The organism is Alkalimonas collagenimarina (genome assembly GCF_030717845.1).
Taxonomy (GTDB): domain Bacteria; phylum Pseudomonadota; class Gammaproteobacteria; order Enterobacterales; family Alteromonadaceae; genus Alkalimonas; species Alkalimonas collagenimarina.
This window is the reverse complement of sequence record NZ_JAUZVZ010000018.1, coordinates 52,888-65,842: the sequence shown is the minus strand read 5'-3', so window position 1 is coordinate 65,842 and position 12,955 is coordinate 52,888. Positions and strand designations below refer to the sequence as shown.

The 12,955-nt window shown below is 45.7% G+C and carries 11 protein-coding genes; 9 read left to right on the top strand and 2 right to left on the bottom strand.

Going from position 1 to position 12,955, the window contains the following annotated elements; translation table 11 throughout:
- The first annotated feature begins 78 nt into the window (after positions 1-78).
- The 3 genes from Q3O60_RS12700 to Q3O60_RS12690 all read left to right on the top strand — a co-directional run bounded on the left by Q3O60_RS12700 (position 79) and on the right by Q3O60_RS12690 (position 1,707).
- Positions 79-750 carry a type 1 glutamine amidotransferase domain-containing protein gene (locus tag Q3O60_RS12700; RefSeq protein ID WP_305894314.1) on the top strand — a complete coding sequence of 224 codons (672 nt, stop codon included), beginning with the start codon at positions 79-81 and terminating at the stop codon, positions 748-750.
- Between the two features lie 234 nt (positions 751-984).
- Entirely contained in the window at positions 985-1,389 is a 405-nt protein-coding gene (locus tag Q3O60_RS12695) for a hypothetical protein (RefSeq protein ID WP_305894313.1), read from the top strand.
- A 3-nt stretch (positions 1,390-1,392) separates the two neighbouring features.
- Positions 1,393-1,707, top strand: coding sequence for a helix-turn-helix domain-containing protein (locus Q3O60_RS12690; protein ID WP_305894312.1), 315 nt, complete (start codon positions 1,393-1,395; stop codon positions 1,705-1,707).
- Positions 1,708-1,760: 53 nt separating this feature from the next.
- Here Q3O60_RS12690 and Q3O60_RS12685 read toward each other — a convergent pair whose 3' ends face one another.
- Complete coding sequence (locus Q3O60_RS12685; RefSeq protein ID WP_305894311.1) at positions 1,761-2,621, bottom strand: prohibitin family protein; 861 nt, start codon at positions 2,619-2,621, stop codon at positions 1,761-1,763.
- Positions 2,622-2,907: 286 nt separating this feature from the next.
- Complete coding sequence (locus Q3O60_RS12680; protein WP_369812670.1) at positions 2,908-3,057, bottom strand: hypothetical protein; 150 nt, start codon at positions 3,055-3,057, stop codon at positions 2,908-2,910.
- A 227-nt stretch (positions 3,058-3,284) separates the two neighbouring features.
- Here Q3O60_RS12680 and gloA point away from each other — a divergent pair, with 227 nt between their 5' ends.
- Genes gloA through Q3O60_RS12650 form a run of 6 tightly spaced genes read left to right on the top strand, consistent with a single transcriptional unit; the run spans position 3,285 to position 12,381 of the window.
- Positions 3,285-3,839, top strand: a complete 555-nt coding sequence (gene gloA / locus Q3O60_RS12675; protein ID WP_305894328.1) for a lactoylglutathione lyase — start codon at positions 3,285-3,287, stop codon at positions 3,837-3,839.
- A gap of 20 nt (positions 3,840-3,859) precedes the next feature.
- Positions 3,860-4,579: a hypothetical protein gene (locus Q3O60_RS12670; RefSeq protein ID WP_305894310.1), complete on the top strand. Its 720-nt coding sequence runs from the start codon at positions 3,860-3,862 to the stop codon at positions 4,577-4,579.
- Positions 4,580-4,606: 27 nt separating this feature from the next.
- The gene (locus Q3O60_RS12665) at positions 4,607-6,250 is read left to right on the top strand and encodes a type I restriction-modification system subunit M (protein WP_305894309.1); all 1,644 of its coding nucleotides are present in this window, start codon (positions 4,607-4,609) and stop codon (positions 6,248-6,250) included.
- Positions 6,247-7,455, top strand: coding sequence for a restriction endonuclease subunit S (locus Q3O60_RS12660; protein WP_305894308.1), 1,209 nt, complete (start codon positions 6,247-6,249; stop codon positions 7,453-7,455). Before Q3O60_RS12665 ends, Q3O60_RS12660 begins: the two co-directional genes overlap by 4 nt.
- Positions 7,456-7,465: 10 nt before the next feature.
- A complete protein-coding gene (locus Q3O60_RS12655; protein ID WP_305894307.1) occupies positions 7,466-8,434 on the top strand; it encodes a virulence RhuM family protein/type II toxin-antitoxin system death-on-curing family toxin in 969 nt (322 codons plus the stop codon).
- Between the two features lie 20 nt (positions 8,435-8,454).
- A complete protein-coding gene (locus Q3O60_RS12650) occupies positions 8,455-12,381 on the top strand; it encodes a DEAD/DEAH box helicase family protein (protein ID WP_305894306.1) in 3,927 nt (1,308 codons plus the stop codon).
- Positions 12,382-12,955: the final 574 nt, after the last annotated feature.

Genomic DNA, 12,955 nt, shown 5'->3' with positions numbered 1-12,955 from the left:
GCTTCACACTATCTGAGCCAATCCTTGCAATTGTTCGTACTCATACCCATTGATGCTGTACAACGATTTGGAGGAACCATGAAAAAAGTACTTATTTTTGTAACCAACCATGCCACGCTGGGCGATACCGATGAAGCCAACGGCACTTATTCTCCAGAGTTGACGCATGCACTGGATGTGTTTATGCAAGCGGGCGTGGATTATGACCTGGTCTCCATTCAAGGTGGTAAAGCACCACTGTATGGCACCGATATTGAAGACGATGCGGTGAATGCCAAAGTGCTGACCAATGAAGTATTTCAGCATCGTATCAACCATACCATTGCTGCGGCGCAGGTGAAGGTCGACGCGTACGACGCCATCTTCTACCCCGGCGGTTTCGGTTTGCTATCCGATTTAGCAACCAATGAGCTGGTAGCCCAGCTCAGCGCCAGCCACTACGAACAGGGCGGTGTGCTAGCGGCGGTGTGTCATGGTCCGGCTGGCTTGTTGCCAATTACCCTGAGCAACGGTAAAAAGCTGTTGGCAGATACCATAGTGACCGGCTTTACCCGCGAAGAAGAGGTGGATTACGGCACCATTGATAAGATCCCATTCTTATTGGAAGAATCACTGACCCGAGTCGCCAGGCAATACCGCAAGGGCCAGCCGTGGGGTGAATTAGTGATTGAAGACAACCGGGTGATCACCGGCCAGAACCCAGCCAGTGCCCATGCAGTTGCTGCTGCGCTGGTAAAACACCTGATGTAAGAGACCTCTGGTCTGATTTTCAGTGTTTAAAATGATACGCCCTCTCCGGAGGGCGTTTTGCTATCTTATTTTTACTCGACAAGTGCTTTTAGCAAAGTTACTTTAACTTCAAAGACTTCCTGCTACTGTCGTATCACTGACATATGACAAAAGGCCGTCTGTCACGCTGCTGTCGTCACACTTTTGCTACTACCGGCTGCATAGTGAGGCTGAACCTAAAATTGGAGAGTCATTATGAATACAGATAAACATCATGGGGTCAGTTACTTTGAAGTAGCCGAGCATACCATCAAAGTTGTCGTGTCCTTTATCAGCGGCCTGGAGCAAATATATGTCGACGACCAACTGGTGTCTTCATCAAGAAACTGGTGGCTCCGCTCAGTGCATAGCTTTGAGCTCGATGGCCAACCAGCCGAAGTGCGAATTCGAACTGTCAGTTTGTTTAAAGGGCCGCTACAAATCGAGTTGCATGTTGATGGACATTATCAGGATGGAGACGAGTGGGATCTGCCCCGGATGATGGAGCAACTGAATAACGGCAAGAAGACAAAATGGTGGGTATTGATGTTGATCATGTTTGCCTTTGGGTTTTTGGGTGGAGCCTTTGGCTTCGGTCTGGGCATATGGTTCAAGGGGTAAAGTATGCAATTAGATGCAAAACAAATCCGCCAACTACGCACAGATCAAGGCTGGACACAGCAACAACTTGCGGATATCTGCGGTCTTAGTTTACGGACTATCCAGCGGGTAGAGCTTAATGGCCTGGCATCACTGGAAACCACCAAGTCACTGGCCGCTGCCTTTACCAAAGATCGTCGCGAACTTATGGAAACCGAAGATACGCCACCAAACCTACCGCAGGCTGTTACTGTACCTGTCTGGGTATTGGCTATCACCTTTCTGGCTGGTTTATTGTGTGGGGTATTTTTGTTACGCGTTTTTACCGCGACTTTTTAGAAGACTACTATGCCTGTAGATCGCGCGGCTGTGCCGCGCGCAGGATTTAATGATTATTTATTCGCTTCGATAAAAGGCACGGTGGAGTTCGGCAGCATGGTGGTTGGCAGCTTGCCGTCCCAGTTTTCAGCCTTCACCAGTTCAACCAGCAATGGGTTATCCGCAAGGGCCCCGGCCCGCTCGCGTATCGCTTCTGCCTCTGCGTTACCACGTAGGCGAATACTGTCTGCTTCCGCTTGTGCCTGTGCCCGCACCCGATCGGCTTCAGCCGCTGCCCGGGTGCGCACGATATCGGCTTCAACGCGCTCGCGCTCTAAGTTTTGCCGTTCACGCTCAACCGCAACTTCCGCCAGCATGCGCTGTTCTACACTCTCTTCATAGGCGGAGCTGAACGACACGTCTTCCACTTGCACCCCTAAAATAATCACCGGCCCGGTGACCGACTTTTGCACCGCTTGCGCCATTTCTAAATTCAAACGACCACGTTCACGAATGGAGGTGGCCGCATTGAACTGACCCAACACGGTTTTGGCTTCTTCCAGCACAATTCGGGTCACCTGACGGTCAATAAGTGCCTGACGGGTACCGAAGTTACGGTACACTTCATCCACCCGGCTGCTGTCTATTTGGTAGCGCACCGACAGGTTCATCACCGCCGGTTGCTGGTCGTTGCTGTACGCTTCCATATTGCGGTACAGCTCAACTTGCTCTTGCACCGAAATTTTGCGCACACTGTCGATCACGGGCAGTTTAAAATGCAAGCCAGGTTCGGCCACGTTAATCAGGCTGCCGTAACGAATCACCACACCACGCTCACCCTCGTCCACGGTGTAGAAGCTACCGACAGCAAACAGGAGTATAAAGATACCTAATACCGCGGCTCCAGCCGCACGAATGCTTGTATTTTTCGCCATTATTTATCGTCCTTTTTGTCTGATTTTCGGCCAATGATTTCGTAGGCTTTGATGGAGCCTAAAATAATCAGAAATAACACCACAAAAAAGCCAATAAGTGATAGTCCAAATCCCATGAGAAGCTCCTGCAACTAAAATAGAACAGGTATGATACCGAGGTTTTTAGGCAAAATAACAATTTTTAACGCAGAAATTGCAACAGGTTGTTACAGCTTTTAGGTGTCGCTTGTAACAAGGTAGATGGCTGCACCACGCGCAGCCGTGCAAAAAAGCAGAGGGCAAGGGGTTAAGACACCAGGCTATGCAGCACCTCAGTGCCATTCAGCAGGTTGTCGTGCAGCGGGCATCGGGCGCAGACATCATCCAAAAACTGTTGCTTTTCTGCATCCGTTATATCGGCATAAATATCAGCAGTAATAGCAAAGCCATCGGCCATGTTGGCCTGCGGTTTTATTGCTCATGGAGTCATCCTTTGTGATGCTGACGAAGGGCTCTACCATACCCTTTGTAGCAAAAGAGGACATGAGGCAGATCAAACTTAATCTCGTTAAATCATGCTTTTCTAATTTACTGTCGAAAAAATACCGCTCGGCACAAGGGACGCAAAATCTGTTAAGCTGGCAGTCTCTTCTTTTTGTTCTTGCTACCCATAAGGAGCCAGCCATGAGCCGCCACTTTGAAAGCGCCCCGGGCCTGTGCGAGCAGCGCGATCCGGCCACCAACGACTTTGTCTTTAACCAAACCATGTTGCGCATCAAAGATCCAGCCGTCAGCCTGGATTTCTACACCCGGGTACTGGGCATGACGCTGGTGCGTAAGCTCGATTTCCCTGAGATGACTTTCTCGCTGTTCTTCCTGGCAGCGCTGAGCGAACAAGAAACACAGCAGTGGTCCAAGGATACCGATGAGCGCACCATCCAAACCTTCAGCCGCCCGGCCATGCTGGAACTGACCTGGAACTGGGGCAGCGAAAGTGACGACAGCTGCCAGTACCACAGCGGCAACGAAGACCCCAAAGGCTTCGGCCATATCGGCTTTGCCGTACCCGACCTAACCGCCGCCTGTCAGCGTTTTGAAGATCTGGGCGTGTCTTTTGTCAAAAAACCAGCTGATGGCAAAATGAAAGACATCGCCTTTATCCGCGATCCGGATGGCTACTGGATCGAAATCTTTGAACCCGCGCGCTTGCCGAAAGGATTGGCTGGTTTTTTGGGGTGAGTTCAAGTGGAGCAGCAAAATTGAGTGATGATCAACACACAGCACCTTCGAAGGTTGTTTATCCTGGTGATGAGTTACGCACACCAGTAAATGTCCTTGCACCTGATCAGCGCAACTTTTATTTTGGTGCTACCTCCATTGAGGTTCTGTATCAGCAGATTGAGCAATGCAGCCTTAGCCCAAGGGTTCCTGACTATATAATCATTCAGTTCGATACCGCCAGAAATCTGTTTCTGCACGCACTGTATGTGTATCGCTTTTATGTTGTGGCTGAAAGTCAGGTGCTTGCTGCGTTGGAGCTGGCGATTCGCGAATGCATAGGTGATAAAGTGCTGACTGCATTTCAAAAAGAACTTAAATCAAATGGCGTACATTTCTCCAAAGGTTTAAGGTTGTATCTAGAGTATTTGGCTAGACACAAACTAATGCAGAATGAAGACTTTCCTATCTGGCACCGCCGCAACAGGATAGCCGCTGAGGAGGCTTACCGGGATAAAATCTTTAAGCTAATGGAAGAGCAGGGCTTGGAAGAGTATCAGTTGGATGAGAGTGAGATAGATGAAAGTGCATTTGATGAGGAGTGGGATTACGTACAGATTTTATGCGAAACACTGCCAAAAATCAGAAACATTCACTCACATGGCAGTACAATGCTGCACAATCAGGTTTTACTAAGCTTTGTAAATATTTCCATCATCATTAATAAAATGTTTGAGCGCACTGCCGTTGAGAAACAATAACCATTATTTATTAGGGTAAATCAGTACATGCTAACAGGTAAGATTAAGAATCAGGTCGATGAAATTTGGGAAGCGTTTTGGACGGGTGGTATAGCTAACCCAATCTCCGTGATTGAACAATTCACTTTCTTACTGTTTATCCGCCGGCTAGATGAAATCCATACTCAGCGCGAAAAACAGGCAATATTGCTGGAAACCGCTTTTACTAACCCTATTTTTGGCAAAAACGGTAACGATGATGAACTTAATTACCGTTGGAGTAAATTCAAGAACCTTGACCCCAAAGAGATGTTTGATTTGGTGAAAGATAAAGTCTTTCCATTCATTAAAACAATTCAGGGCGAAGACACCGCTTTTGCTAAGCATATGGAAGATGCCATTTTTATGATCCCGAAGCCAGCGGTGCTGGACAGGGTCGTGAACATGATCGATAAAATCGACATGACAGACCGAGACACCAAAGGTGATTTGTACGAATACATGCTAAGTAAGCTGCAATCGTCCGGCACCAACGGCCAGTTCCGTACGCCGCGCCACATCATTCAACTGATGGTTGAAATGACAGCGCCAAAACTGGATGGCGAAAAGTCAGATATTATCTGCGACCCGGCCTCAGGTACCTGCGGCTTTTTAATGGCCGCCGAAGAGTATGTGCGTAGCACGCACAAAGATGCCTTGCTAAAGCCGCTTAACAGCCAGCATTTTCATCAACACATGTTTAATGCCTACGACTTTGATCAGCATATGCTGCGCATAGGCGCAATGAACTTAATGCTGCACGGCGTAGAGCAGCCAACAGTGGAATACCGTGATTCGCTTAGTGATTATGGCGATGCCAATATCAGTGAAAAATACACGCTGATACTAGCCAACCCTCCGTTTAAAGGCAGTGTTGCTTACGATGAGCTATCCCCCGATTTATTAACTGCCCTTGGCAAGACACCAAAAAAAGTACAGGCCAAAACCGAAACCGACGAAGATGGCAATAAGAAAAAAGCCAAAGGCCCGTCGGAAAAAACCGAATTACTGTTTCTAGCATTAATTCTGCGGATGTTACAACCTGGTGGCCGCGCAGCAGTAATCGTGCCAGATGGCGTATTGTTTGGCTCTACCAATTCGCATAAAACCATTCGCAAAACGTTGCTTGAAGAGCATAAGCTGGATGCGGTGGTTTCATTGCCGTCCGGTGTATTTAAACCCTATGCCGGAGTATCAACCGCAATTTTGTTTTTTACCAAAACCAACAGCGGCGGCACTGATAAGGTATGGTTTTACGATATGCAGGCAGATGGCTTTTCACTGGACGACAAGCGCACGCCATTGCTGAAAGATCAGGAATTAACCACCGAAGCCGATGCTATAGATACCAAAGCTGCTCATGGCGATACCGTGCCGTCTGAACTGCCCAACCATAAACTCAATAATATCCCTGATGTATTGTTCCGCTGGTTCAATAAACAAGGCGACGCACAGCGCCAGCGCACCGAGCAAAGCTTTTATGTGCCGCTGCAGGAGATCATTGATAAAAACTACGATTTGTCGATTAACCGTTATAAAGAAGTGGTGTACGAAGAAGTAAAATACGACCCACCAAAAGTGATCCTACAACGCATTAAAGACCTGCAAGCGGCAATGGATAAAGGTATCGCCGATTTGGAGGCTATGCTGTGAGTTGGCCTATTCTCAAACTAGAAGATGTGTCACATCACATTAGAAATGGTGCAAGTATAAAACAAGTAGAAGGCGCATCAGGTCTGCCAATAACTAGAATTGAAACTATCGCGAATAGGGAGGTCAATCTAGATAAATGTGGTTACTCAGATATCAAACCTGATGAGTATTTAAAATATAGGCTGAAGTGTGGTGATATTTTAATCAGCCATATCAATTCGGAAAAGCACTTGGGTAAGTGTGCAATATTTGAATTTGAGAGGGATGATATAATTCATGGGATGAATCTTTTATGTTTTCGGCCAAATGATCGAGTATTTCCTAAATACTTGTTCTTTTATTTAAGCAGTGAATTATTCTTAAGTTTCATACCAACGATTACCAAGAAATCAGTTAATCAAGCTAGTTTTACTGTAACGCACTTTAAAGGTCTGCCAATCCCACTCCCTCCATTACCTATCCAAAAGCAAATTGCCGCAGTATTGGAAAAATCCGATACCTTGCGTCAGCAATGCCAGCAAATCGAACAAGAGCTTAACGCCCTCGCCCAATCGGTGTTTTTGGAGATGTTTGGTGACTTCCGCAAGAGTGATCAATCAGATTTTGTTAAATTAGGTGAGTGCGCTGATGTTTGTTCAGGCGTCACTAAAGGGCAAAAACTCAACGGGAAGGTAACTTCAATAGTTCCTTACATGCGAGTAGCAAATGTTCAAGACGGTTATTTAGATTTAAATGAAGTTAAAGAAATTGAGGCAAAACAGTCTGACATTGAAAAATACGTATTGAAGCCTGGCGATATTTTAATGACAGAAGGCGGTGATCACGACAAATTAGGTCGTGGCGCAGTTTGGCAAGGTGAAATAGATAACTGCATACATCAGAATCATGTTTTCAGAGTAAGGTTTGTTAACTCTTATCTACCTAAGTTTTTTGAGTATTTATTGCAAACACTGTATGCGAAGCAATATTTTCTTAAATGTGCAAAGAAAACCACAAATTTAGCATCTATTAATATTACACAGCTTAAATCGCTTCCAATGCCAAATGCTTCACTCCAAGCTCAGCAAAAGTTTGTCGATTACATTGCTAAGCTAGACGCATTAAAGGCGGTGGCGAAAAAGACAACGCAATATCATGAAAATACATTTAACTCCCTTATGCAGCGCGCCTTTAAAGGCGAGTTGGATTTAACAACTAAAGCTTAAGGTGAAGCTGATGAGCGAGCTGCAGATTTATCAGAATGAAGACGGTAGTTTGCAGCTCAATGTACAGTTGCAGCATGAAACGCTGTGGCTGTCGCAAGCGCAAATGGCGCAGTTGTTTGCCACTAAACGCCCAGCCATTACCAAGCACTTAACTAATATTTTTAAGTCTGGCGAGCTGGATCAGCAGGCAGTATGTTCCAAAATGGAACATACTGCCGCAGACGGCAAAACCTACAATACCCAATTCTATAATCTGGACGCTATCATCTCAGTGGGGTATCGGGTTAACTCTGTTAATGCTACCCGCTTTCGGCAGTGGGCCACTGCCACCCTGAAGCAGCACCTAATTAAGGGGTATAGCTTAAACCAGCAGCGGTTAAGTCAAAATGCCGCAGAGCTGGAAAAAGCGCTGCAACTGGTCAAACGGGCGGCCGCTTTGCCTTATAATAGTGAGTTTGGTGCTGGCCTGGTTGATATTCTGGCTAGCTACACCCAAACCTTTTTATGGTTACAGCAATACGATGAAGGCTTGTTACAGCAACCTAAAGGTGAACCGGGTGGTGAGTTAACACCCTTAGCTGATGTTAGGGCAGCACTGGCGCAGTTAAAAGCACAACTTATCGCCAGAGGCGAAGCTACCGCATTATTTGGCCAGGAGCGGCAAGACGGTTTGGCCAGTATTTGGGGCAATTTGCAACAAACGGTATTTGGTGATGCCGCTTACCCCAGCATTGAAAGTAAAGCCGCGCATTTAATGTATTTTGTGGTGAAGAACCACCCGTTCAGTGACGGCAACAAACGTAGCGCAGCATTTTTATTTGTTGATTTCTTAAATAGAAACAAACGTTTGTTTAATGAACACTACCAAGCTGTTATAAATGATACAGGCTTGGCCGCTATTACCTTGTTGGTGGCTGAATCTGATCCGCAGGAAAAGCAGACCTTAATTCGGTTGATTGAGAATTTATTGGCAAAATAATAGTTAGCACAGGAAGTTGCATGTCGAATTTTTTATTTTTATCTGAATGGCCTGAGTTACAGGAATATGCGCTAAAAGCTGAAGCGGTAGTTAATGCCGACCCGCGCTCCAGTTGTTTTTACAGCCGCTATACCCTGGAACGTACAGTGCAGTGGATGTATGAATTCGATAAATGGCTGCAAAAACCGAAATACGACCAAACCTTAAATACCCTGATTAACCAAAGTGACTTTAAGGCTGCGCTTGGCAGTACAATTTTCCCCAAGATTAAAGCGGTGCAAAAAGCCGGCAATAATGCCGTTCACAGTGAGCGCAAGGTCACAGAGCCGGAATCAACCCAGGCATTAAAAGAGCTGCACCATATTCTGTACTGGTTTTACCGTACTTACAGCAGTGGCATAAAACAAGGCCAGCCGCTGCAAGATCAGGTATTCGACCTGGCCAAGCTGCCAAAAACCATACAAATAAATGCAGATTTGGTGATGCAGTCTGCCAAGCAGCTAAAGCTGCTGCAAAAGCAACTGACCGAGCGCGACGAAGCACATCAGCAAGCCTTGGAAAAAGCCCGCCAACAAAATACGGCCCTGCAACACCAGCTTGAGGCATTGCAAAACCAGTTGGCGCAGCAAAAAGCCAGCAATGCCAAAGTAGCGCAAAAAGTAACAGACCCGCACAATTACAACGAAGCAGAAACCCGCGAATTTATAATAGACCAGTATTTAAAAGAAATGGGCTGGGTATTGGATGCGGCCAATGTAAAAGAGTTTGAAGTGAAGGGCATGCCGCCCAGTATTCACAATAAAACTGGTACCGGCTTTATTGATTACGTGTTGTGGGGAGCTGATGGTAAGCCTCTGGCAGTAGTAGAAGCCAAACGCACTATGCTTAGTGCCAAAGAAGGACGACAGCAGGCCATTTGTTATGCGGATTGTCTGGAAAAAAACTTTGGCCAACGCCCTCTGATTTACTACACCAATGGTTATGAAATCCATTTTTGGGATGATTGCCAGTACCCACCCCGTTTGGTGCAGGGCTTTTTAAATCAAGATGAAATGCAGCGCTTGATAAACAGACGTACCGCCAGGCAAGCGTTGAGTGAGGTTGAGCTGGATACCAGTATAGCCGGCAAGGGCAGGCCTTATCAGCGCCTGGCTATTGAGTCGGTATGCCAGCAGTTTGATATACAAAAACAGCGTAAAGCCTTACTGGTTATGGCCACCGGCACAGGTAAAACCCGCACCACTATTGCCTTGGTTGATGTACTCATGCGCGCCGGCCTAGTAAAGAACACCTTGTTTTTGGCCGACCGCAATGCGTTGGTTAATCAGGCAAAGAAGGAGTTTTCTAAATTACTATCGAAAAGCTCGCCGGAGATCTTATCCGGCGGTACCTCGCAGTTAAAAGGGCGGGTATACCTTTCTACTTACCCTACCATGATGGGATTACTCAGTGCGGCACCCGATAGCCGGCTGTTTGGTGTCGGCCATTTCGACTTGGTGATTGTCGATGAAGCCCACCGATCGGTCTATAAAAAATACCGCTACATTTTCGATTACTTTGATGCGTTGTTATTAGGTTTAACGGCTACACCCAAATCTGAGTTAGATAAAAATACCTACGATATTTTCGAGCAGCCGGAAGGCGACCCCACCTTTGCTTATGAGTTAGAGCAAGCCATAGCCGATAAGGTGTTAGTGCCACCCAAAGACGTAAAAATAGATCTTGGTTTTATTCGTAAAGGTATTAAGTACGCCGAATTGTCAGCTGCAGACAAAGAAGAGTGGGAAAGTAAGGAGCAATTGGAGGGGAAAGACGAGGTATTACCATCAGAGGTAAACAAATTTCTGTTCAACAAAGATACCGTTGACAAAGCCCTGCAGGTACTGATGGAGCGTGGCGTTACTGTCGCTGGCGGTACCCGGTTGGGGAAAACCATCATATTTGCTGCCAACAACGACCATGCCGAGTTTATTGTTGAACGTATTAATGCCAACTACCCGAGTTACAAAGGTAAGTTTGCACGGGTGATCACCTACAAAGAACAGTACGCCGATACCCTGATTGATGAGTTTAAAGGCGAAAAGAAACCGGTAGATCCCAACTTGCCGTTAAGCATTGCCGTGTCGGTGGATATGCTGGATACCGGCATTGATGTGCCGGAAGTGGTTAACCTGATGTTCTTCAAGGTGATCAAATCTAAAGTTAAATTTATGCAAATGCTGGGCCGGGGCACCCGTTTGTGTGAAGATTTATTTGGCCCCAGTGAACATAAGCAGTTTTTTAAGGTGTTTGATTGCTGTAAGAACTTTGAATATTTTGAAATGAACCCTGAAGGGGCGAAGGACAGCCTGAGCAAAAGTTTACTGCAAGTTATTTTTGAGAGCCGATTGCAGCTGTCGCAATTGCTTAAAGATAAGCCTGAATTTGGTGATTTTGGTAGCAACTACCAGCAGTACAACATTCGTAGCTTGCAGCACCGGGTTGCCGGAATGAACCTGGACAACTTTATTGTGCGCGCTAAACGTCAGTTAGTTGAAAAATATCAACAAAGTGCAATATGGCAGCATTTAACTAACGAGCATCTGGCTGAACTGGAAAAGCAGATAGCGATATTACCCAGTGAAGCTTCGCCGCTGATACCTGAAGAAAAAGAAGAAGAACTGTCACTCCGGTTTGATCAACTGCTGCTAACCATGCAACTGGCACTGGTGAACAAAACCGGGATTTCGGATTTTTATCGTGACAAGCTGAATCAAATAGCGGCAAAGCTGGAGAGCAAAGCCAGTGTGCCTGCGGTCATGGCTCAGCTGGACTGGATCCAATATGTACAAAGTGCCAACTTCTGGACTGATGTATCGCTGGAAGATATAGAAAAGACCCGGCTTAAACTGCGTTTACTCATGCGCTTTATCGAAAAAGAAAGCACCGGTATTGTGTTTACGAACTTTCAGGATCAATTGCTGGAAGTGCATGAAAATGAAGGTGTGTATGAGTTTTCTACTGATTCAAGCCTAGCCTTGTATCGAAAAAAGGTGGAAGCCTATATTCGCGAACATGAAGATGACCTAACTATTCAGCGGATTAAGCGTAACCAAGCGATTACTAAATTGGATTTGGAACAACTGGACCACAAGTTATTTGAAGCCAGCGGTATAGCAGATTTAGAGCAGTACAATAAAACCATTCACCCAGATAAATCCGTTGGCGAATTCGTGCGGGAACTGGTGGGGCTTGATCGCGGTGCTGCTAAAATCGCCTTTGCAGACTATCTTGATAACGCCAAGTATAATCCGCAGCAGCTGCAGTTTGTAAATACTATCATCGATTACCTTACTCAAAACGGCATCATGAGCCCGGCACAACTAGCAAAGCCGCCATTTTCAGACATTCACTTCGAAGGTGTTTTTGGTTTGTTCGATGACAACTCAGTCATAGATATCAGAAACCGGATAAAAGGTGTGTCGGATGTATCAAGTTTGCTAGTTGACCCGGATTTTCAAATTGAGAAATTAGTTGTTGGTTCAGCAAATCTGGTGATTGATGAAGAGTTTGGTCCTTGGTCGGTAGATTTTGCCAATGATCTTGCAACTTCAATCAATCGACACCTGGCCGAATATCTTCCGGTGGAAGCTAACTCTTTGACGGTCCATGTTGATGTCATTGAGGTTAAAGCGGGTAGTATCGATATTGATCTGCTGATTAAATGTGGCGGTAGTGTTAGCGCGTTTTTCACCCTATATCCAGTACTCAGAAGCGGATTTTTATGCTTTTGGAATGACATAGCCAAAGCGTACGCCAAATTAGTGCCGCAACTACAAAGGAAATACCAACGCAATTTAAAAACGAGTATCAAAGGTAACGAGCTAAGACTAATGACGGATGATGAGCTGCTGGAAAGTATTAAACAGGAAGCCCGAAAATCAGCCAATGACAGAAAAACTGGCTAGTTATGAGTAAAACCGTTGATATTTACCACCAGGGCGCAGCATTGTTTCAGCCCAGTACGATGCACTTAGCTTTAAGCAGGTGCATGATTGCTGGTGACAGTATTGGCCCGCAGACTGAAAGGATCTCTTACGAGGCTATCCAGTCTGCTTTTAGAGGGTTAATGTAGTTTTGCTTTATTTCTGGTTGGATTTGGTTGTACTAAATCCAATATTTTGCACGCAATACATTAGCCCCTCTAGTGATGCATCTTTCAAACCATATGAAAAATATAATATTATTAGAATAATCACGACGGTTATTTCGACTAGGCGATGTGCGTGTACCCAAAAAACTCTCATAATGATAGTGCTCCATTTTTATCGTGGAGCTTAATTGTGCCACTGGGTAGATTCTTGTTGGGAGATTTGAGGGGGTCTTTTGAGCATGCCAAACCAAAAACCTTAACTTCAACTGTACTTTTTGCGTGCTGATAATAAATGAGCGCATGCTTCTACACGAGAGTGAGTAACCCCCTGATTAACAAAGCTGATTAATTTTTGTTCCGCTACCATTTGTTAACTGGTACAATGAGGG

Coding starts and splice junctions, on each gene's coding strand:
- Q3O60_RS12655 (WP_305894307.1), top strand. CDS start 7,466: ATGAGCGAGCTGCAGATTTATCAGAATGAAGACGGTAGTTTGCAGCTC.
- Q3O60_RS12690 (WP_305894312.1), top strand. CDS start 1,393: ATGCAATTAGATGCAAAACAAATCCGCCAACTACGCACAGATCAAGGC.
- Q3O60_RS12695 (WP_305894313.1), top strand. CDS start 985: ATGAATACAGATAAACATCATGGGGTCAGTTACTTTGAAGTAGCCGAG.
- Q3O60_RS12685 (WP_305894311.1), bottom strand. CDS start 2,621: ATGGCGAAAAATACAAGCATTCGTGCGGCTGGAGCCGCGGTATTAGGT.
- Q3O60_RS12650 (WP_305894306.1), top strand. CDS start 8,455: ATGTCGAATTTTTTATTTTTATCTGAATGGCCTGAGTTACAGGAATAT.
- Q3O60_RS12680 (WP_369812670.1), bottom strand. CDS start 3,057: ATGGCCGATGGCTTTGCTATTACTGCTGATATTTATGCCGATATAACG.
- Q3O60_RS12665 (WP_305894309.1), top strand. CDS start 4,607: ATGCTAACAGGTAAGATTAAGAATCAGGTCGATGAAATTTGGGAAGCG.
- Q3O60_RS12700 (WP_305894314.1), top strand. CDS start 79: ATGAAAAAAGTACTTATTTTTGTAACCAACCATGCCACGCTGGGCGAT.
- gloA (WP_305894328.1), top strand. CDS start 3,285: ATGAGCCGCCACTTTGAAAGCGCCCCGGGCCTGTGCGAGCAGCGCGAT.